Genomic DNA, 17,398 nt, shown 5'->3' with positions numbered 1-17,398 from the left:
AGGCTCCTTTTTTATTGGATGAAATAGCGTAAAAATCCTGATGCTGCAATGCTAATGATGACAGTAGGTAGTAAGGATAAATAGCATGCTGCAAGTAAAGTAATGGCCATAGCGATCAGATTTGCAGGATTGTCAGTGACAAAATAGGGTGCAATCACTGAGATCAGTACACAGCCAGGCACAACTTGTAAAATACGTTGGGCTCGAGTTGAAAGTGTTTTATTTTTAAGTAATAAATACCCTAATATTCGGGTCAAATAAGTTGTTGCAGCAACACAAAAAATTGCAATTAAAGTTGAAGAGTGAATCATTTTTCATCTCCAACTAGAAAAAATGCTGAGATGATTCCAGATAGTGCCCCAACCAAGACATACCAGCCTTGAGGAAGATATTTATAGGCTAATGCGGATGCAATTAAGCTGATAAACCAAGGTCTTGCTATTTTAAAACCTTTCCACATACCACGCAGTAGCACTAAAAATACAGCAGGAAATGCCATATCGAAGCCAAATTTGGTGATATCACCTAAGATTGAGCCGATTCCAACGCCCATCGCGGTAAAACTGACCCACATCACATATAGGGCAAAACACAATCCTGCATAGAAGGACATGCTAAAGCCTTGGTAAGGATTGTTTGGATTGCGTTTTTGTGCATCAGCTAAACTCATTGCCCAACTTTCATCGCACATGAAAAATAACATCGGCAATGTTTTACGGTTGGGTAAATGACGAATAAAGGGTGCGATGGTTGCTCCCATTAAAAGATGACGACTATTCACAAGAAAAGTTATAAGAATAAGGAATAAAATATTGGGAGGATTTGTCCATACTTCAATGATGGCAAACTCAGATCCACCCGCAAAATTAGTCCCAGTTAAAAGCGGGACTTCTAATACAGAAAAACCTTTTTGTGCTGCTTGTGCACCAAGTACCAGCGCAAAAGGAATAATACCTAGCAGTACAGGAATAGAAATTTTGATTCCACGCAGAAATTCTTTGAAATCTGCAGAATAATTTAAATCTTTTACTGAACTTTTAAAGCTAGACATAGTGAACAACCAAGTTTAAAAACGTGGAATAGATAGATTAATGATTTTATGCCCACATAAGAGAAATTTGTCGCTTATTTTGGCTTAATTTTCGCTATAATTGAAATTTAATGCTAATATTTGTGAAATATTGAGATGAAAATATCAAAAAGGTAAGCATGAAAATTGATCAGGTAGATAAGCGCATATTGCAAGCCTTACAACGTAATGGAAAATTGCAAAATAACGAGTTGGCTGCTGCAATTGGTTTATCGGCATCACCATGTCTTCGGCGGGTAAAACAGTTGGAAGATACTGGCATTATCGAAAAGTACGTTGCTATTGTTGATTCAAATAAAGTCAATCTGAAACTTACTGTTTTTGCTCGAATTTGGCTAAAAGAACAAGATCCAAAAACGGTCAATCATTTTATTGACTCAGTAATGGAGTTACCACAAGTTGTTGAATGTCATTTGATGGCGGGGGATTGTGACTTTTTTCTAAGAATTGTAGTTGCTGATTTGGATGATTATCGCCAATTTCAAATTAATCATCTCAATAAAATTAGTGGAATACAAAACGTAAAAACTGAAATTCCTTTACAGAAAGTGAAGCAAACGACAGAGTTGCCATTGGATTAGTGGGAGATTTGCAAGCGAATTTAATAAGTGATTATTTAGATGAAAAATATAGAAATAAATACTAGATTTCTTTCATGAATTAAAAAATGATCAGGTATTTGGATGAAAAGTATCATACAGTCACATTTACTGTGAGTTATTTAATTTACTTTGCGTAGACAATCTTTCTTACTTTGTTTTCGGACAAATGAGAAATATATTTCGCAAGAAAACCATTGTCAAACAAATGGACATACATCCTGAGCAATTTTTAAAGCACTGCTTTAAAAATTGCGGAACTCCCTTGTTTGACGAACGGCATCCTGCCTTAATTGCAAATTTTATTAAATTTTGAAGCAAAATCATTAGGGTATAAACTTGAGCAAAAAATGACTTATGCAAGAACTCTACTGAGTATTACTACTCAGTATCTATTTTAACTTATGGTTTTAAATGAATTTTCAACGGATATTAGACCTTTCTTTTATCGAGTTGTCTCGATAAATGATCTCCAAAAGCTTGTACTGCAATGACCAAAGCAACCAAAACAACAATCACAGCCAGCATGATTTGCATATCAAAACGCTGATAACCATATCGATAAGCAATATCGCCCAAACCACCTGCGCCGATTGCCCCAGCAATAGCAGAGGAATTAATCATGGTGACGATGGTTACGGTAAAACCAGCGACAATACCGGGCAAAGCCTCTGGTAGCAACACATGACGGATGATCTGTTTACGGTTACAGCCCATTGCTTGTGCAGCTTCAATCAGCCCTTGGTCAACTTCACGCAAACTCACTTCAGCGATTCGGGCGAAAAAAGGCGTAGCAGCGAGTGTTAGGGGCACAACTGCAGCCCAAACACCATAGCTTGTTCCTACAATCCATCGGGTGAATGGAATGAGCGCGACCATTAAGATTAGAAAAGGTACAGATCTTGTTATATTAATCACAGAACCAAGCACGTGATTAATCTTTTTATTTGGGTGTATGCCTTTAGCTGAGGTATTGACTAAAATTACCGCTAAGGGTAAACCGATTAAAAAGGCGAAAAATGCCGAGACACCGACCATAAGTAGTGTATCTATTGTGCCTTCGATCAATAAATCAATGAGTTGGTCTTGCATAGCCTAAGCCCTCAATGTTGGCGATATGGGATTTTAGTTGTTTTTTTAACTCATCAATATTCAGATCGAAATCTGGCGTACCAATAATCAATGAACCAATCAGATGATTTTGTATCGTGTCGATATGACTCTGATAGATAAAAGCACCAGCGTTAAAATGCTTTAAGATCTGATTTAAATCAGAAGGATTTTTATGATCGGATTCATATTTAATTTTGATAATAAATTGAGTCGAATCACTTTGTTTTTCATTTGAAATTTCAAATGGTAAATCAAGCTGTTCTAAATTGAGAAGCTCCTGAGTGATCGCCTGCTGAGGATTGGAAAATACAGACCAAACTTGTCCTGACTCTACGATTTCACCATGATCAATCACCACGACTTGATCGCAGATTTCACGTATGACTTGCATTTCGTGAGTGATGAGCACGATGGTGATACCCAACTTTTGATTAATTTCTTTGAGTAAGGATAAAATAACAGCCGTGCTTTCGGGATCAAGTGCAGAAGTGGCTTCATCACAGAGTAAAATTTCTGGGTGATGTACCAAGGCGCGAGCAATACCAACACGTTGTTTTTGTCCACCTGAAAGTTGGCTTGGATACTGTTGTGCTTTCGCGCTCAAACCCACTAAATGCAAAACTTCATCGACACGTGATTGGATTTCCTGTGCAGAAACACCTGAAATTTTTAATGGCAGTGCGACATTTTCCCAAACAGTTTTGGCAGACATCAAGTTGAAATGTTGGAAAATCATGCCTATTTTTTGTCGAATTTTAATTAAATCAGCATGTGAAAGTTCAGATAAATTTTCTTGATGGATCAAAATAGATCCTTGAGAAGCTTTTTCTAAGCCATTCAAGGTTCGTAGTAAAGATGATTTACCAGCACCGCTTTTACCAATAATTCCAAAAATTTTACCTTCAGGAATGTCGAGATTGATATTTTTTAAAGCGTGAACTTTATCTTGTCCATCATAAAATTTGTTTAAATCGCGAATGGTTATATGGGGTACAGCAAAGTCTAAATTTGCACCAAAACTCACCATGATATTGTCCTCATATTGCTATAATTTTCATTAAATTTATTTCCAGCCTTCAAACCAAAGCCCTTTACCAAAATCCTGATCAAGAATTTTTTTGACTTCTGCTGAGTTTTGAAATGCGCTGACGAATTTTTTAAGTTTGTCATTGTGATCTTGATAGTCAGATCTTGTGACAAAAAGGATGGCGTACTTTTTGTCTGTCTGGTCTAAAAAGAGGGCAGTACTTGGATCAGTAATCTTTGCCATTTTCAAATAATGTGGAAAACCGAAAATCAGGTCTGCATCGTTATAAGCCAGTGCCGTTTGAGGTCCTTCAACCTCGATAAAATCAAGATTCTTAGGGTTTGAAATAATGTCTTGCTTGCTAGAAAGTTCATTTGAAGTATCTTTGATTTTAATCAAACCAGCACGATCCAATAAGATCAGCGAACGTGCTAGATTTACAGGATCACTAGGAATGACAACACGTGCATGTTCAGGTAATTGATCAAGTGATTTATATTTTTTTGAATAGAGTCCTACATGACTACCACTACCGATTGCAAAGGGGTGAAGATCGTAGCCCGTCTGTTTGATTGCATTTTTTAAAAATACACTCTGTTGAAAGAAATTGGCATCAATATCTCGGTTTTGAACAGCAACATTTGGAGCTTGCCAATCGGAAAACTCAACTAACTTGACATGAATGCCTTGAGATTCAACTTGCTTAGCCACCGTTTGTAATAGTTCAGCATAAGGTGGGCTGATCCCAATAGTCAGGGTGTCATCGTGTTGCTGGTTTTTAATATAACGATAGGCAAATAGGCTCAAAATCAGTATTAAGACGACTAGTCCAATAAGCCAGTTTCTACTGGCTTTTTTCTGGGAAATAGGCATGATTTTCTCCTTATTTCCAACCCGCAAACCAAAGATTTTTCCCGATATCATCATTCAAGGCTTGATTGACTGCTGGCGATGTTTGATAAATCTCGATAAATTTCTTTAATTTTTCAGCCTTTTCAGGATGTTTATTTTCATAATCATCACGGACTACAAATAAAATGGCATAGCGTTTATTGGTTTCATCATCAAGTAATAATGCCTTGTTTGGATCAATTGTTTTGGCTAGTCGTAAATACAATGGATAGCTAAATACCAGATCAGCATCATCTACGGCACGTGCAGTTTGTGGTCCTTCAACTTCGATAAAATTCAATTGCTTAGGATTGTTTGCAATCGACTGCAAATTTGATAAATGATCATTTGGATCTTTTAGTTGCACAAGTTTTGCTTGTTGTAAAAGCAACAAAGCTCGGCCTTGATTGACTGGATCATTTGGAATGACGACACGTGCGTGATCGGGAATTGCATCAAGTGTTGTATATTTTTTAGAATATAAGCCAACATGTGTCGCCACCCCAACACCTACTGGTTTTAATTTAAAGCCAGTTTCTTTGATTGCATTTGTCAAGAAAGGCTGATGTTGAAAATAATTGGCGTCAATATCGCCATGACTGAGCGTAATATTGGGTGTATTCCAGTCAGAAAATTCAACAATTTTTACATTAATTCCTTGTTTTTTAGCCTCATTTACAGCTACTTGTAAGGGTTTTGCAAATGGCGGGCTAATACCAATCACAATTTCGTCATTTCCCGATTTTTTATGTTGTTGCCAATAAAACAACCCCACGATAATAAGAATTAATACAACTAAAATTGAAATGAGTTTTGATTTTGAAGACATAATATTTCTCTATTTTTCCGATATTTTTTAAGCAGTTTGTTGCGTTAGATCGCGTGTATTTTTATGTGAATCTGTTTGCTTAAAACATCGAAATTCTTGTGCAGGATGTAAGTTTGATAAGTGATCACCATGCTGAAAGAGTTTGTGTCTCAACGTGCCATTTTCATATTTTGTTTTAAATCGATCGCGTGATTGTAGTTCTGGTATGACAAATTTAATGAAATCTTGATGTGATTCTGGTGTGACTGTACGTGTCAGATTAAAACCATCGATACCAGTAAAATCGAGTAAATTGATAAGTGCTTCAGCAATCTCATCACCCGAACCCACAAAGAGAGGATAACGACCACCTAGACTGTGCTGATTTTTTAAGTCTTGAATGGTAATTTTTTGCTCTTTAAAACGATTATTGACTGATTGAATACTATTGGTTTTTTGATAAGGAATAGCTTCATCATCTTTGTACACTGAGAGATCTTTTCCTATAGAGCTTGAGAAATGTGCTAGACCAGCCTCCGGATTTGCATAGGATTGATATTCACGTAATTTTTCATGTGCTAAGTCATTATTTTTAGCAACAACCACACTGATGCCTAAGAAGATTTTAATTGCATCTTCACTGCGACCATTTTCACGTGTTAATTGACGTATTTGTTGCACCTGTTGTTGGATTTTTTCAGGATTATCTCCACCAATAAAAATGCATTCGGCATGTTTGGTTGCAAATTTTAAACCACGTGTTGAGCTTCCTGCTTGATACAAAACAGGGGTGCGTTGTTTGGATGGCGAAACTTGAAATACACCTTGGCTTTGATAAAAGCGTCCATGATGTTCAATCGAATGAACCTTTTTAGGGTCAGTGAAAATGCGATTTTTTTTGTCTTTAAGTAGGGCATCATCTTGCCAAGAGCCTTCCCAAAATTTATAACTCAACTCAAGGAACTCTTCTGCTTGGTCATAACGTAAATCATGGTCTTTTAAATTTTTGTGACCTATAAGACGTTCAGCACTGTCTAAATACCCTGTGACAATATTCCAACCTAGGCGGCCATTTGTAAGATGATCCAAACTGGCAAAACGACGCGCAAATTGATATGGATGTTCATAGCTTAAGTTGACTGTAATGCCAAAACCAATATGTTGAGTCACGGCTGCCATAGCTGAAACGAGCGTTGTCGGATCATGGCTTGGAAGTTGAATGGATTCACGTAAAGTTAAATCCAAACTATTTTGATAGACATCATAAGAGCCTGTAATATCAGCGATAAATAGTCCATCAAACAAGCCAGCTTCTAATGTTTTGGCGAGATCCGTCCAATATTCGATTTCATTAAAGCGAAAAGATTGATCTCGAGGATGTGTCCAAAGCCCATGATTGATGTGACCAACACAGTTCATATCAAATGCATTTAGCAGAATTTTTTTGGGAAAATGACTCATTACAGTGTTCCTCGTCTAGGAGGAAGGATGTGATTTAATTCAAAATTTCCAATAAAATAATATTTCCATCGTGCAGCATCATGCAAGCTATGCACGCGAGCATTTCTCCAATGACGATCTAAGCCATCTTTTTGCTGACTACCTCGGCTTCCTGCCAACTCAATTAATTTTGAAGAGGCTTTTAATGCTGTTTCGGTGCTATGAGCACGTACTTTTGCGACATCTAATGAGGCTTTTGCGATATTTTCAGCTGTTGGATGAGGTTTGGCCGCTTCAATAGAACGAGCGGCTTGTTTAAGTAAAACTTCACTTGCTCGAACATCGACTGCAATTCGACCTATTTCGTAAATTGTTAGGGGATCAAGCTCGGCAGACTCTACATTTGAGTCTATCCAAGGACGTGCTAAGCGTACGCGTTCTAATGTTTCTTCAAGAGCAGCTCTGGCGATCCCTGTTTCAATCGAAGCATGCAAAATTTGAGCAAAAGGACCTACAAGAGTGGGGCTGCTAAATACAGTATCAAAACGAACAATGTCATCTTCAGTCACTGGAACATTGTTGAATTTTACCGTTCCGCTTCCAGTTGTTTTTTGGCCAAAACCTGTCCAGTTATCAATGAGTGTTAAACCTTCGCTATCGCGAGAAACATAAACTAAAAATTCACGGTCTTGTTCATCTTTTACTAGAGTAGGAATGCGATGAGCAAATAGACTTCCTGTGCAATAAAACTTCTCACCATTGATCACAAAGCTTTCAGTATTTTGAGATAATAAAGTCTGTTTTTGTGCAGCAGTTTTGGTTTTAAACTCGGCTAAAGCATTACCAAATCGTGCACCAGCAAGAACTTCTGCATAAAGTTTTTGTTTCTGGGCCTCAGAGCCGTTATTTCTTAAAACCTCTAAGGCATAAAAATGGTTCTGAGGTATCTGTCCTATAGAGCCATCAACACCACTAAACAATGCGATAATTTGGGCGACGGTGAATGTATCGACATCAGCTCCGCCGTATTCTTTAGGTACAGTGATTGCCCACAAACCAGATTGACTAAATGCTTCAATTTCATTGAAAGGTAAAGTTCTTTTTGCATCACGTTCAATCGCATTTAGCTTAAATTGCTCAGCAAGATCATGTGCAACTTCAAGTGCTTCTTGATCAGAACGGAGAATATGTGCTTTGGCGTATTGCTGCGTATTTAAGGGCTGAATATTTTGAAAAGATGTCATGATTTTCTCCTTAAATCCAAGCATGATTGGCAGGGAATTGGTGATTTAGGTAGTAATTACCAACGGCATGTAGTTTCCAACGCACAGGATCATGCAGTGTATGTACGCGAGCATTTCTCCAATGCTGATCCAGATTGGCTTCTTGAAGACTTGCTCGACTGCCACCGAGTTCAAGGAGTTTTTCAGAAATTTGTAGCGCAGCATCATTGGCGTAAATTTTGGCTTCTGCGACTCTGATCGCTGCCTCTTGGGTCTGGGCTTCGGTCAACTTTTCTACTTGTTCTAATTCATCTAAAGCTTCAGCAGCTTCATCAAGCAGCAGAATTGCTGCATCAAGCAAGATTTTTAATTTACCAACTTCTTGTAAGGTGTAATGTTCTTGGCTGGCTTTTTCAACTTGCGCATCAATAATGGGGCGGGCTTTCTTGATCGTTGAAATGGTATCTTCATAAGCACCCTCAGCAATCCCAACATCAATTGCGACTTGGATGAGTTGGGAATATGCACCTCTAAAATTTATTGAATATTCAAGTTTAGATTCATCTAAAATTAAAAAAGGATCGACTGCAACATTGTTTAAGATGACAGTTCCACTTGCGGTCGTGCGTTGACCGAAACCATCCCAGTCATCGACAACTTTTAGTCCTTCAGCATCCTTTTTTACAAGTGCAATGACGGTATGTCCATCAGGGTGCAGCGCTCGTAATGAAATCCAATCAGCGAAAATAGTACCTGTCGAATAAAACTTTTCGCCATTCAGTAAATATTGATTATTTTCAATGCTTAGTTTTGTATGAATAGTAGAACTATTTTTACTATTTTTTTCTGGACCGCCATTAGCAATTCTTTTGCCATTTAAAATCTCGGAAAATATAAATTTTTTTTGTTCAGGTGAAGCGATATAAAGATAAAGATTAAGCAAACCAAATTGATTTTGTGGAATTTGACCTACACTTGCATCAGCTTTGGATAAAATGCGGAATACTTGTGTTAGTGTTTTATTTGAAACATAAGCACCACCATACTCTTTTGGAACACGAATCCCCCCTAAACCTTTTTGACTAAATAAATCTATAATATCAAAAGGTAATTCGCGATTTTGATCGCGATGATTGCGATCGCTTAGGGCTGCATCAGCGACTTGATAAGCTGCATTGATCGCTGCTTGATCATGTTCAATAACATGAATATTTTCTAAATTTAAACTAGACATAACGATACCTTTAAACAATATCAAAACGCTAAATCCAAATTTACAAATTCCCAAATGAGGCTTTTTGCAATCATTATCACAAAGTGTGTTAAGTAAAAAATATGATTAATTATTTTAAAAATAAGATAATTCAATTAATTGAATTTAAATAAAATATATATAAATAAACCATGAAATTTCACATTTTATATCGGTTGAAATAGCATTTCATTTCATAATAAATCCTGAAAAATATATAACTCATTACAATATGTTTCTAAATGAAAACAAGAATTTGAATACAAAAGAATATTGTCATCTCATCAAAGAGTGACTAAAGTAGCAAAACAAACTGCAAAGCTTTGTTCAATAGAAAAATAAATGGAGAATTTATGCGCATACTTTACCAGTTTCCTCTATCACATTATTGTGAGAAAGCCCGCTGGTTACTCGACCATAAAGAGTTGGATTATGAGGCGCATAACCTGATCCCTGGCGTTCATCTGGCATTTGCTCAGCTCAAAACTGGACAAAATAAACTGCCAATTTTAAAAGATCAGGACAGATTTATTGCGGATTCAACGGAAATAGCTTTGTATTTAGACAACTATTATCCCGAACATAGCCTCTTGCGAGCTGACCAAACTTTACGTACTCAAGCGATAAACATTAACTCATTGGCAAATGAGCTTGGCGTACATGTACGCCGTTTTGGTTTGGCAAATGCGCTTTCACAAAATGATGATTCGATTGATATTATGATTGGTGAACAAGGATATTTACGTCAATTTGAAAAATTATCTAAACCTCTAATCAAAACGCTCATGTCCAAAGGCTATAAACTGGATCAAGATAAAGTTGCTGAATCCAAAGAAATGATGGATAAAATTATTCAAAATTTAAATGAATTATTACTTGAAAATGGTGCGAGATATTTCGTTGGAGATCGCTTAGGGCTGGCTGATATTTCTGTATGTTCGATGATCGCGCCACTGCTAGAAATCAGTAATACACCTTGGGAAAGCGATCATTCAGGTGAAGTTTCAAATGATTTTTATGATTATCAACAAGCTTTATTAGAACTTCCTGTAGGACAGTATGTGCAAAGAATATATCTTACAGAGCGGAATGCTCGAACAGATTGGCGAGGCGTTTAGTTATTTGTGTTAATTTTCATGTTCTTGCGTATATGTGAAAATTAATTGCATCATTATTGAAAATTTTAAAATAATATTTGATAATCTAAATTATATGTAAAAAATACCCAGTATGTGGATACTGGGTTTTGAGTTTGAATAATTTCAAATCAATCTAATTGAAAATAAAATGGTACACATGATGGAACTTGATCGTTTTGATAAACAAATACTAGAAATTTTGACTCATGAAGATGTCAATTTAAATGAGTTATCTGAGCGTATTAATTTATCTGTAAGCTCAATACATCGTAGAATCAAACATTTAATCGAATCTAATATCATGACGAATCTAAAACGTGATATCAATTTTGAAAAATTGGGATTTAAATTACATGTGATTCTTCAAGTATCTTTAGATAAGCATGATACGGATACTTTTGCGATGTTTTTAGATGAATTGGAAAATATTCCAGAAGTCATCAATGCGTTTTTGGTCACTGGGCAATCTGCGGATTTTTTAGTAGAAGTGGTTGCAAAGGATATGGAAAATTATAGTGATATCTTATTGAGAAGAATTGGTAAAATTGATCATGTAGTTGCATTACATTCTAGTTTTGTGATTAAAGAATATAACAATGTCTTTAACTGTAGTGGCTTACTCAATCGTGCTTAGGACGTTTGAATGATTCAGTTGTTCCATCCTGATCAGTATCAAGCTAGGTGTGAGCATTTATTTGAATTGTATAAACATCAAATTCAGATGAAATTGCCTGATGTTCAAATTGAGCATATCGGTGCATCTGCGATTAATCATGCAATTTCCAAAGGTGATCTAGATATATATGTCGCAGTTTCACAAAATGATTTCGAATTTGCGCTGGGACAACTTAAACAATTGGGATTTCATGAAAAATTGCATACCCACAGAGCTCATGATTTATGTATGTTGGATTGTGATTTAAATGATGATGTCGCAATCCAGCTCGTGGTTCGAGATTCTGAGTGGCAATGTTTTTTGAAATTCAGGGATTGTTTGAATAACTCAAAAGAATTAGTTGAAGAATATAACCAGATCAAACTGAAATATAGCCAAACTGATATGGAACAGTATCGAAAGCAAAAAGCTTTATTTATTCAATATGTATTAAACTTAACATATTGATTTTAAATTCTTTAGGTCATAGCTTCCTCTTGGAAGTGCATCAATCTATGCTGACTTGATACTGAATCCATTCAATAAATGTTTGTAAGTTCGAGTTTTTCAAACAGTTTTGTTTCAAACACAATGTAAATTCTGCGTCACTGTCTGTAAACCCAAATGGAGCGATCAATTGCCCATTTAAAATTTGCTTTTCAACCAGTATTTCTGGGGCGATGGCGATACCCAGTCCATTGGCAGCGGCTTCTAACATAAGATTTAAGTGATCAAAATAGCGTTGGTTTTTTGCCTCATTTAACTTAACTTGATGCTGCGTCGCCCAAAAAGACCAAGCATTTTTATTGGATTCGGTGTGTAATAAAGTCTGAGTTAAAAGATCAGAGGGTTGCGTAATATTATGAGCTTTCTCCGATGATAAAACAGGTCCAATTTTATCTTTAAAAAGATGAATTTTCACAAGATCAGATTTGAGTTGTACTTGTCGGTTTAAGCTAAGAATTTGTAAATCAATCTGTTCATTTTCAAGTAATTTAAAGTCATTACTGGTCATCAATTTAATTTGGATTTCAGGATACTTTTCTTCAAAACTCTCAATCCTAGAAATTAACCAGTTCGCCATAAAGCTACTTGGTGCGCCTAAGGTAATCCCGTGGTTGATCGGCTTTTGTTGAATATCATTGATACAATTTTCAAGAGAGTTAAAAAGTTGCACACAGGTGGTAAATAAAATCTGTCCAGCAGGAGTGAGTGTTGCACCATGTGAGTGACGTTGTAAAAGTTTGACTCCCATCCATGACTCAAGCAATTTAATTTGATGGCTGACCGCACTATGGGTGATACATAGCTCTTCAGCGGCAAGACTAAAGCTACTATTTCTAGCAACTGCTTCAAACATTTTTAAGGCATTCAGAGGAGGGAGGTTACGCATTTTCATGATGTTAGTTTTTTTTACATGATATGGTTAGAATATATCAATTTTCAGAACATTTAAAATCATTAAAATAAAAATAATTCAAGATAAGTGGTTTTAGATGATGACAACTTTATATACAGGTGATGGACCCGATGCTCTCGGACGTTTTGGTCAATTTGGCGGAAAATATATGCCAGAAAGCCTGATGCTTGCGATCAACGAACTTGAAAATCAGTTTAATATATTAAAAAACGATCCAGAATTTTGGGCTGAATACCATCAAATTTTGAGTGATTATGTCGGTCGTCCGAGTCCTTTATATTTTGCAAAAAATCTAACAGCACTTTGTGGTGGAGCAAAAATCTACTTAAAACGTGAGGACTTAAATCATACTGGTGCTCATAAAATTAATAATTGCATTGGACAAATTTTACTTGCCAAAAAAATGGGTAAGACCCGAATTATTGCGGAAACTGGTGCAGGGCAACATGGTGTAGCAACGGCAACGGTTTGTGCGCTTTTTAACATGAAATGTGTGATTTTTATGGGCGAAGTCGATGTCCAAAGACAGCAAATGAATGTTGAAAGAATGAAGTTATTAGGTGCTGAAGTTCACAGCGTTACCAAGGGGAATGCTACTTTAAAAGATGCAATGAATGAAGCACTTAGAGATTGGATTAGTCATGTGGACGATACTTACTATCTACTCGGGACTGGCGCAGGCCCACATCCATATCCAATGATTGTACGCGAATTTCAAAAAATTATTGGTATCGAAGCCAAAGAGCAAATCTTACAAAAAGAAGGACGTTTGCCTGATGCTTTGGTTGCATGTATCGGCGGCGGCTCAAATGCTATTGGTTTAATGCACGCATTTTTAAAAGATGAAAATGTGAAATGTTATGGAATAGAAGCTGGAGGAAAGGGGCTAAATACAACCGAACATGCGGCTTCACTTTCAGGCGGTCGTCCCGGTGTTTTACATGGCAATCTGACTTATTTACTACAAGACGACGATGGCCAAATCGCAGAAGCACATTCAGTTTCAGCTGGTTTGGATTATCCGGGTGTCGGTCCAGAGCATGCGCTGTTAAAAGAAACAGGACGTGTACAGTACTTTGCAGTGACAGATGATGAAGCGATTGCAGCATTTAAATTGTTGACGCAAAAAGAGGGCATCATCCCCGCGCTTGAGAGTTCACATGCAATTGCTTATGCCTGCAAACTTGCTGCGGAAATGGATCAAGAGCAAATCTTGATCGTCAATCTCAGTGGACGAGGTGATAAAGATATAAATACCGTGAAAAATTATGTTTCTTCTGAAACTGAAAATGGAGCTGAATAATGAATCGTTTAGACCAAAAAATCGCTTCATTGAAGCAGCAACAACGTAGCGGTTTAGTCTGTTATTTCACTGCTGGCGATCCAAATTATGCAACAAGTTTAGCTTTGATCAGTCAATTGGGTGAAAATGGTGCAGATATTATCGAAATTGGTATGCCATTCTCAGATCCAGTTGCAGATGGCGAAGTGATTCAAGCTGCTCATATCCGTGCTTTACAATCTGGGCAAAACTTGAAAAAGACACTAAAACTAGTCAAAGAAGTACGTGAAAAAGATAATGATACACCTATAGTATTGATGGGCTATCTCAATCCACTTTTACAATATGGCATGCAGCAATTCATCCAAGATGCCAAAGGTTGGGTTGATGCATTGCTTATCGTAGATTTACCTTATGAATATCAAGCAGAATATCTTGATTTGATTAAAGCCAACGAAATGCATTTTATTTGTTTAACTGCACCATCTACACCAGATCAGCGACTTGCAAAAATTGCCGAAAATGCTTCAGGGTTTTTATATCACGTCTCTGAAAATGGCGTGACTGGTATGCAGTTACACCAACAAAATCAATTGGATCACAAGATACAAAGTCTAAAATCCTTTTTTAATATCCCAGTCGGGATTGGTTTTGGGATTAAAAGTGTAGAGCAGGTTCGTGCACTATCAGGTAAGGCAGACTTGGTAATTATAGGTTCTGCTTTAGTCGATACTTTGGCGAAAGAGGGTGTAGAAGCTACTTTGCAAAAAGTACGAACATTTGCTGACGCACTATAGTCGATGATTGATTATGAGTTTTTAACGGCATTTAAAAGCTTTTATAAAACTCATGTTAATCAATAGTGTTCATAAAATATTTTCAACATATAACTCCCTCCTTTATCAAAGGAGGGGGTGAGAAAACTTTTGAATTTTGAAATGATTAAAACCTTATTTTTATTTAAGTTTTTGAATCATTTCATTGGCAAGAACAATCCGTGAAGCATGTTCAGGATTATATTCATTAATTTCATCTAAGAAATAATTTTTAACTTTAATGGATTGATTTTTAAATAGTATTTTTCTACGATAATGGAAATTAAGATGAAATGCTTTATTTTCACGATCTATATAATAAACATAAGATGAGGGCACGCGTAAACCGGGTAAATGGCGGTTATAAACATGCTCTAAAACACGTCGAATGTTGATTTCTTCAATGGTTCGGTAGTGAGGTTCACTGTAAATATCCACCAATAATATATCTTTTAACACGATCCATGTTTCGCGAGTATTATGCGGATGCAAGATATAACCTTTGACAATGATTTCTTCACCATCTTTATATGTGTACCCCAATGAAATAAACATTTCATTCCCCTAAAAAATAATTAAATATTTGATATTTATTAATAATTAAATAAAGAATATATGAAGTTTTTAAAATTTGAAAGATCTGCTCAGTCATATGTTTGAGATGATCAAAATTAATTCGTGATATAAGATAAAAATAGATTTGCATTAAATATAAGTAGGGTCTGTTGACATTTCAAATTGGTTGCGACGATGAGTGTTTTTTAGGTGATATGAGGCGTAGATTGAGAAATTTAGTGATCTAAATGATCAATCTACAACGATATAGCATCAAAAAACACTCTCGTCCCGAAGGGTTGTGGCTAAAATTATCACAGGCTTCGTTACGAAATTTGAACATGGTCTCGCCATTCTCTGCATTTCATGCCTTGCCTGCTCAATTTTAGCCGACAACACAATTCAGTTATGAAATGTCAACAGACCCTAAATTCAGGCAGAAAAAAACGCGCATTTAGCGCGTTTTAAAATATTCAAAACATCTGAAAAATTATGCATCCAATTGAGCTAAGACTTCATCAGAGAATTCAACATTTGTATAAACGTTTTGAACATCGTCAAGATCTTCAAACATATCGATCATTTTCAAGATTTGCTTAGCTTGATCAATATCAGTGATTTCAGCTTTAGTTGATGGGCTCATCACAACTTCTGCATTATCAGATTTTAAACCTGCAGCAGTTAGAGCATCTTGAACATCACCAAAAGATTCTGGAGTCGTGATGACTAAGATTTCATCTTCATCCACTTCGATATCTTCTGCGCCAGCTTCTAAAGCGACATCCATGATACGATCTTCTAAAGATACATCTTCAAAAGTAATCTCACCACGTTTGGTAAATAGATAAGCAACAGAACCTGCTGTACCCAAATTACCATTGGTTTTAGAGAAACAGTGACGAACGTCTGGAACTGTACGGTTTAGGTTATCTGTCATCGTTTCAACTAAAACAGCAACACCACCAACACCATAACCTTCATAAGTAATTTCTTTCAAATCAGTGTTGTCTTCACCACCAGCACCACGTTGGATCGCACGGTTGATCGTATCGCGCGTCATGTTGACTGAAAGCGCTTTCTCGACTACAGCACGTAAACGAGGGTTACTCGCAACATCACCACCGCCCAATTTTGCTGCTGTGACTAGCTCACGAATATATTTGGTAAATACTTTACCGCGACTTGCATCTTGTTTTGCTTTGCGATGCTTAATATTGGCCCACTTAGAATGACCCGCCATGCGAAATTTGCTCCTTACAGACTGGCTGTATGCCATATCAAATTGGGGTAGATTCTACCACAAGCTGTTTTTTTAGAGAAAGTGCTTATATTTTAGAAAATATCCAGTTATTCATCTTTTTTTGCTTCAGGGATAATAATATCGAGTCCTGTATGCGCTTTATAGAGTTTTTTAATTTCCGCAAGGTCTTGATCTAAATCGGAAGGATAGATTTTTCCAAAAATACCGCCTTGTTTTGTTTTGGAATTGGCGTACATCAATACAATCGGGACATTGGCAGCTTTTGCAATATGCCAAAAACCTGTACGAATCGGACGACGTGATTCACCATTTTTGGCACGTGTGGCTTCTGGAGCGATGACAAGGTTAAATTTTTCATTATTTTGAAATTGCTCAACCATTTGAGCCACGATGTCTTTACTTGATTTACGATCAACAGGGATCCCACCAATTTTTTCTAAAATCGGCTTAAGCGGTCCTTTAAAGAGTTCTTTTTTGATTAAAGTATGAATTTCTATATCATGAATTTGGAAAATGGCCAATGAAAGCACTGCATCCATCATTGACGTATGTTCAAAACCAATAATCACTTGTTTGTTTTCTAAAACTTCAGGTTCGACTTTATATTTCCAACCTGCAAGTTTAAATGTGAGTTCACCAATCAGCTTTTTCATAAAATACATTTGTACAAAAAATATTTTGGCAAGTTTGATCTGATGCAAGCACAATGACAAGATAAAAATGACAAATTGATGAATTTTTTTGCTAAAAATTGTCAAGAAATATAATTTTTAAAAAATAGTGATGAATTAACAAATTATTCAAAATCTTAAACACTTTTAGGAAATT

The 17,398-nt window shown here is 36.3% G+C and carries 19 protein-coding genes; 6 read left to right on the top strand and 13 right to left on the bottom strand.

Going from position 1 to position 17,398, the window contains the following annotated elements; translation table 11 throughout:
• Nucleotides 1–11: 11 nt before the first annotated feature.
• A complete protein-coding gene (locus tag F960_RS06780; RefSeq protein WP_004861244.1) occupies nucleotides 12–311 on the bottom strand; it encodes an AzlD family protein in 300 nt (99 codons plus the stop codon).
• On the bottom strand, nucleotides 308–1,051 hold the full coding sequence (locus F960_RS06775; protein ID WP_004861240.1) for an AzlC family ABC transporter permease: 744 nt from the start codon (nucleotides 1,049–1,051) through the stop codon (nucleotides 308–310). The genes F960_RS06780 and F960_RS06775 overlap by 4 nt, the downstream gene beginning before the upstream one ends.
• Nucleotides 1,052–1,215: 164 nt before the next feature.
• Between F960_RS06775 and F960_RS06770 the strand changes: the two genes are divergently transcribed.
• Nucleotides 1,216–1,671, top strand: coding sequence for an Lrp/AsnC family transcriptional regulator (locus F960_RS06770; protein ID WP_035372978.1), 456 nt, complete (start codon nucleotides 1,216–1,218; stop codon nucleotides 1,669–1,671).
• A gap of 450 nt (nucleotides 1,672–2,121) precedes the next feature.
• Here the strand turns inward: F960_RS06770 and F960_RS06765 are convergent, their stop codons facing one another.
• Genes F960_RS06765 through F960_RS06735 form a run of 7 tightly spaced genes read right to left on the bottom strand, consistent with a single transcriptional unit; the run spans nucleotide 2,122 to nucleotide 9,425 of the window.
• Nucleotides 2,122–2,781 carry a methionine ABC transporter permease gene (locus F960_RS06765; RefSeq protein ID WP_004861233.1) on the bottom strand — a complete coding sequence of 220 codons (660 nt, stop codon included), beginning with the start codon at nucleotides 2,779–2,781 and terminating at the stop codon, nucleotides 2,122–2,124.
• Nucleotides 2,762–3,829, bottom strand: a complete 1,068-nt coding sequence (locus F960_RS06760; protein WP_004861231.1) for a methionine ABC transporter ATP-binding protein — start codon at nucleotides 3,827–3,829, stop codon at nucleotides 2,762–2,764. Before F960_RS06760 ends, F960_RS06765 begins: the two co-directional genes overlap by 20 nt.
• Before the next feature lie 36 nt (nucleotides 3,830–3,865).
• Nucleotides 3,866–4,702, bottom strand: a complete 837-nt coding sequence (locus tag F960_RS06755) for a MetQ/NlpA family ABC transporter substrate-binding protein (RefSeq protein ID WP_004861227.1) — start codon at nucleotides 4,700–4,702, stop codon at nucleotides 3,866–3,868.
• Between the two features lie 10 nt (nucleotides 4,703–4,712).
• On the bottom strand, nucleotides 4,713–5,549 hold the full coding sequence (locus F960_RS06750) for a MetQ/NlpA family ABC transporter substrate-binding protein (RefSeq protein ID WP_004861224.1): 837 nt from the start codon (nucleotides 5,547–5,549) through the stop codon (nucleotides 4,713–4,715).
• A 27-nt stretch (nucleotides 5,550–5,576) separates the two neighbouring features.
• Entirely contained in the window at nucleotides 5,577–6,989 is a 1,413-nt protein-coding gene (locus tag F960_RS06745; protein WP_004861222.1) for an LLM class flavin-dependent oxidoreductase, read from the bottom strand.
• Nucleotides 6,989–8,212, bottom strand: a complete 1,224-nt coding sequence (locus tag F960_RS06740) for an SfnB family sulfur acquisition oxidoreductase (RefSeq protein ID WP_004861220.1) — start codon at nucleotides 8,210–8,212, stop codon at nucleotides 6,989–6,991. Before F960_RS06740 ends, F960_RS06745 begins: the two co-directional genes overlap by 1 nt.
• 10 nt (nucleotides 8,213–8,222) lie before the next feature.
• Complete coding sequence (locus F960_RS06735; protein WP_004861218.1) at nucleotides 8,223–9,425, bottom strand: SfnB family sulfur acquisition oxidoreductase; 1,203 nt, start codon at nucleotides 9,423–9,425, stop codon at nucleotides 8,223–8,225.
• A 371-nt stretch (nucleotides 9,426–9,796) separates the two neighbouring features.
• Here F960_RS06735 and F960_RS06730 point away from each other — a divergent pair, with 371 nt between their 5' ends.
• The 3 genes from F960_RS06730 to F960_RS06720 all read left to right on the top strand — a co-directional run bounded on the left by F960_RS06730 (nucleotide 9,797) and on the right by F960_RS06720 (nucleotide 11,705).
• Nucleotides 9,797–10,561, top strand: a complete 765-nt coding sequence (locus F960_RS06730) for a glutathione S-transferase family protein (RefSeq protein ID WP_004861214.1) — start codon at nucleotides 9,797–9,799, stop codon at nucleotides 10,559–10,561.
• A gap of 181 nt (nucleotides 10,562–10,742) precedes the next feature.
• Nucleotides 10,743–11,216: an Lrp/AsnC family transcriptional regulator gene (locus F960_RS06725; protein WP_020846554.1), complete on the top strand. Its 474-nt coding sequence runs from the start codon at nucleotides 10,743–10,745 to the stop codon at nucleotides 11,214–11,216.
• A gap of 9 nt (nucleotides 11,217–11,225) precedes the next feature.
• Complete coding sequence (locus F960_RS06720) at nucleotides 11,226–11,705, top strand: GrpB family protein (RefSeq protein ID WP_004861209.1); 480 nt, start codon at nucleotides 11,226–11,228, stop codon at nucleotides 11,703–11,705.
• 40 nt (nucleotides 11,706–11,745) lie between these two features.
• Here F960_RS06720 and F960_RS06715 read toward each other — a convergent pair whose 3' ends face one another.
• Entirely contained in the window at nucleotides 11,746–12,636 is an 891-nt protein-coding gene (locus F960_RS06715) for a LysR substrate-binding domain-containing protein (RefSeq protein ID WP_004861204.1), read from the bottom strand.
• A gap of 97 nt (nucleotides 12,637–12,733) precedes the next feature.
• Here F960_RS06715 and trpB point away from each other — a divergent pair, with 97 nt between their 5' ends.
• Nucleotides 12,734–13,960 (top strand): tryptophan synthase subunit beta, encoded by a 1,227-nt coding sequence (trpB, locus tag F960_RS06710; protein WP_004861201.1) that lies wholly within the window; start codon nucleotides 12,734–12,736, stop codon nucleotides 13,958–13,960.
• A complete protein-coding gene (trpA, locus tag F960_RS06705; RefSeq protein WP_004861198.1) occupies nucleotides 13,960–14,736 on the top strand; it encodes a tryptophan synthase subunit alpha in 777 nt (258 codons plus the stop codon). The genes trpB and trpA overlap by 1 nt, the downstream gene beginning before the upstream one ends.
• Before the next feature lie 159 nt (nucleotides 14,737–14,895).
• On the opposite strand, the gene F960_RS06700 is transcribed toward trpA, so the two are convergent.
• From F960_RS06700 to F960_RS06690, 3 genes are all read right to left on the bottom strand, one after another.
• Entirely contained in the window at nucleotides 14,896–15,309 is a 414-nt protein-coding gene (locus F960_RS06700) for a hypothetical protein (RefSeq protein ID WP_004861196.1), read from the bottom strand.
• A gap of 490 nt (nucleotides 15,310–15,799) precedes the next feature.
• Nucleotides 15,800–16,549: a YebC/PmpR family DNA-binding transcriptional regulator gene (locus F960_RS06695; RefSeq protein WP_004861192.1), complete on the bottom strand. Its 750-nt coding sequence runs from the start codon at nucleotides 16,547–16,549 to the stop codon at nucleotides 15,800–15,802.
• Nucleotides 16,550–16,656: 107 nt separating this feature from the next.
• Complete coding sequence (locus F960_RS06690; protein WP_020846555.1) at nucleotides 16,657–17,223, bottom strand: 1-acyl-sn-glycerol-3-phosphate acyltransferase; 567 nt, start codon at nucleotides 17,221–17,223, stop codon at nucleotides 16,657–16,659.
• Nucleotides 17,224–17,398: the final 175 nt, after the last annotated feature.

The sequence above is a fragment of the Acinetobacter gerneri DSM 14967 = CIP 107464 = MTCC 9824 genome, assembly GCF_000368565.1.
GTDB classification, from domain to species: Bacteria; Pseudomonadota; Gammaproteobacteria; order Pseudomonadales; family Moraxellaceae; genus Acinetobacter; species Acinetobacter gerneri.
The sequence above is the reverse complement of the archived record's forward strand: the minus strand, read 5'-3'. Positions and strand labels throughout refer to the sequence as shown.

Coding starts and splice junctions, on each gene's coding strand:
- F960_RS06780 (WP_004861244.1), bottom strand. CDS start 311: ATGATTCACTCTTCAACTTTAATTGCAATTTTTTGTGTTGCTGCAACA.
- F960_RS06775 (WP_004861240.1), bottom strand. CDS start 1,051: ATGTCTAGCTTTAAAAGTTCAGTAAAAGATTTAAATTATTCTGCAGAT.
- F960_RS06765 (WP_004861233.1), bottom strand. CDS start 2,781: ATGCAAGACCAACTCATTGATTTATTGATCGAAGGCACAATAGATACA.
- F960_RS06760 (WP_004861231.1), bottom strand. CDS start 3,829: ATGGTGAGTTTTGGTGCAAATTTAGACTTTGCTGTACCCCATATAACC.
- F960_RS06755 (WP_004861227.1), bottom strand. CDS start 4,702: ATGCCTATTTCCCAGAAAAAAGCCAGTAGAAACTGGCTTATTGGACTA.
- F960_RS06750 (WP_004861224.1), bottom strand. CDS start 5,549: ATGTCTTCAAAATCAAAACTCATTTCAATTTTAGTTGTATTAATTCTT.
- F960_RS06745 (WP_004861222.1), bottom strand. CDS start 6,989: ATGAGTCATTTTCCCAAAAAAATTCTGCTAAATGCATTTGATATGAAC.
- F960_RS06740 (WP_004861220.1), bottom strand. CDS start 8,212: ATGACATCTTTTCAAAATATTCAGCCCTTAAATACGCAGCAATACGCC.
- F960_RS06735 (WP_004861218.1), bottom strand. CDS start 9,425: ATGTCTAGTTTAAATTTAGAAAATATTCATGTTATTGAACATGATCAA.
- F960_RS06730 (WP_004861214.1), top strand. CDS start 9,797: ATGCGCATACTTTACCAGTTTCCTCTATCACATTATTGTGAGAAAGCC.
- F960_RS06725 (WP_020846554.1), top strand. CDS start 10,743: ATGGAACTTGATCGTTTTGATAAACAAATACTAGAAATTTTGACTCAT.
- F960_RS06720 (WP_004861209.1), top strand. CDS start 11,226: ATGATTCAGTTGTTCCATCCTGATCAGTATCAAGCTAGGTGTGAGCAT.
- F960_RS06715 (WP_004861204.1), bottom strand. CDS start 12,636: ATGAAAATGCGTAACCTCCCTCCTCTGAATGCCTTAAAAATGTTTGAA.
- trpB (WP_004861201.1), top strand. CDS start 12,734: ATGATGACAACTTTATATACAGGTGATGGACCCGATGCTCTCGGACGT.
- trpA (WP_004861198.1), top strand. CDS start 13,960: ATGAATCGTTTAGACCAAAAAATCGCTTCATTGAAGCAGCAACAACGT.
- F960_RS06700 (WP_004861196.1), bottom strand. CDS start 15,309: ATGTTTATTTCATTGGGGTACACATATAAAGATGGTGAAGAAATCATT.
- F960_RS06695 (WP_004861192.1), bottom strand. CDS start 16,549: ATGGCGGGTCATTCTAAGTGGGCCAATATTAAGCATCGCAAAGCAAAA.
- F960_RS06690 (WP_020846555.1), bottom strand. CDS start 17,223: ATGAAAAAGCTGATTGGTGAACTCACATTTAAACTTGCAGGTTGGAAA.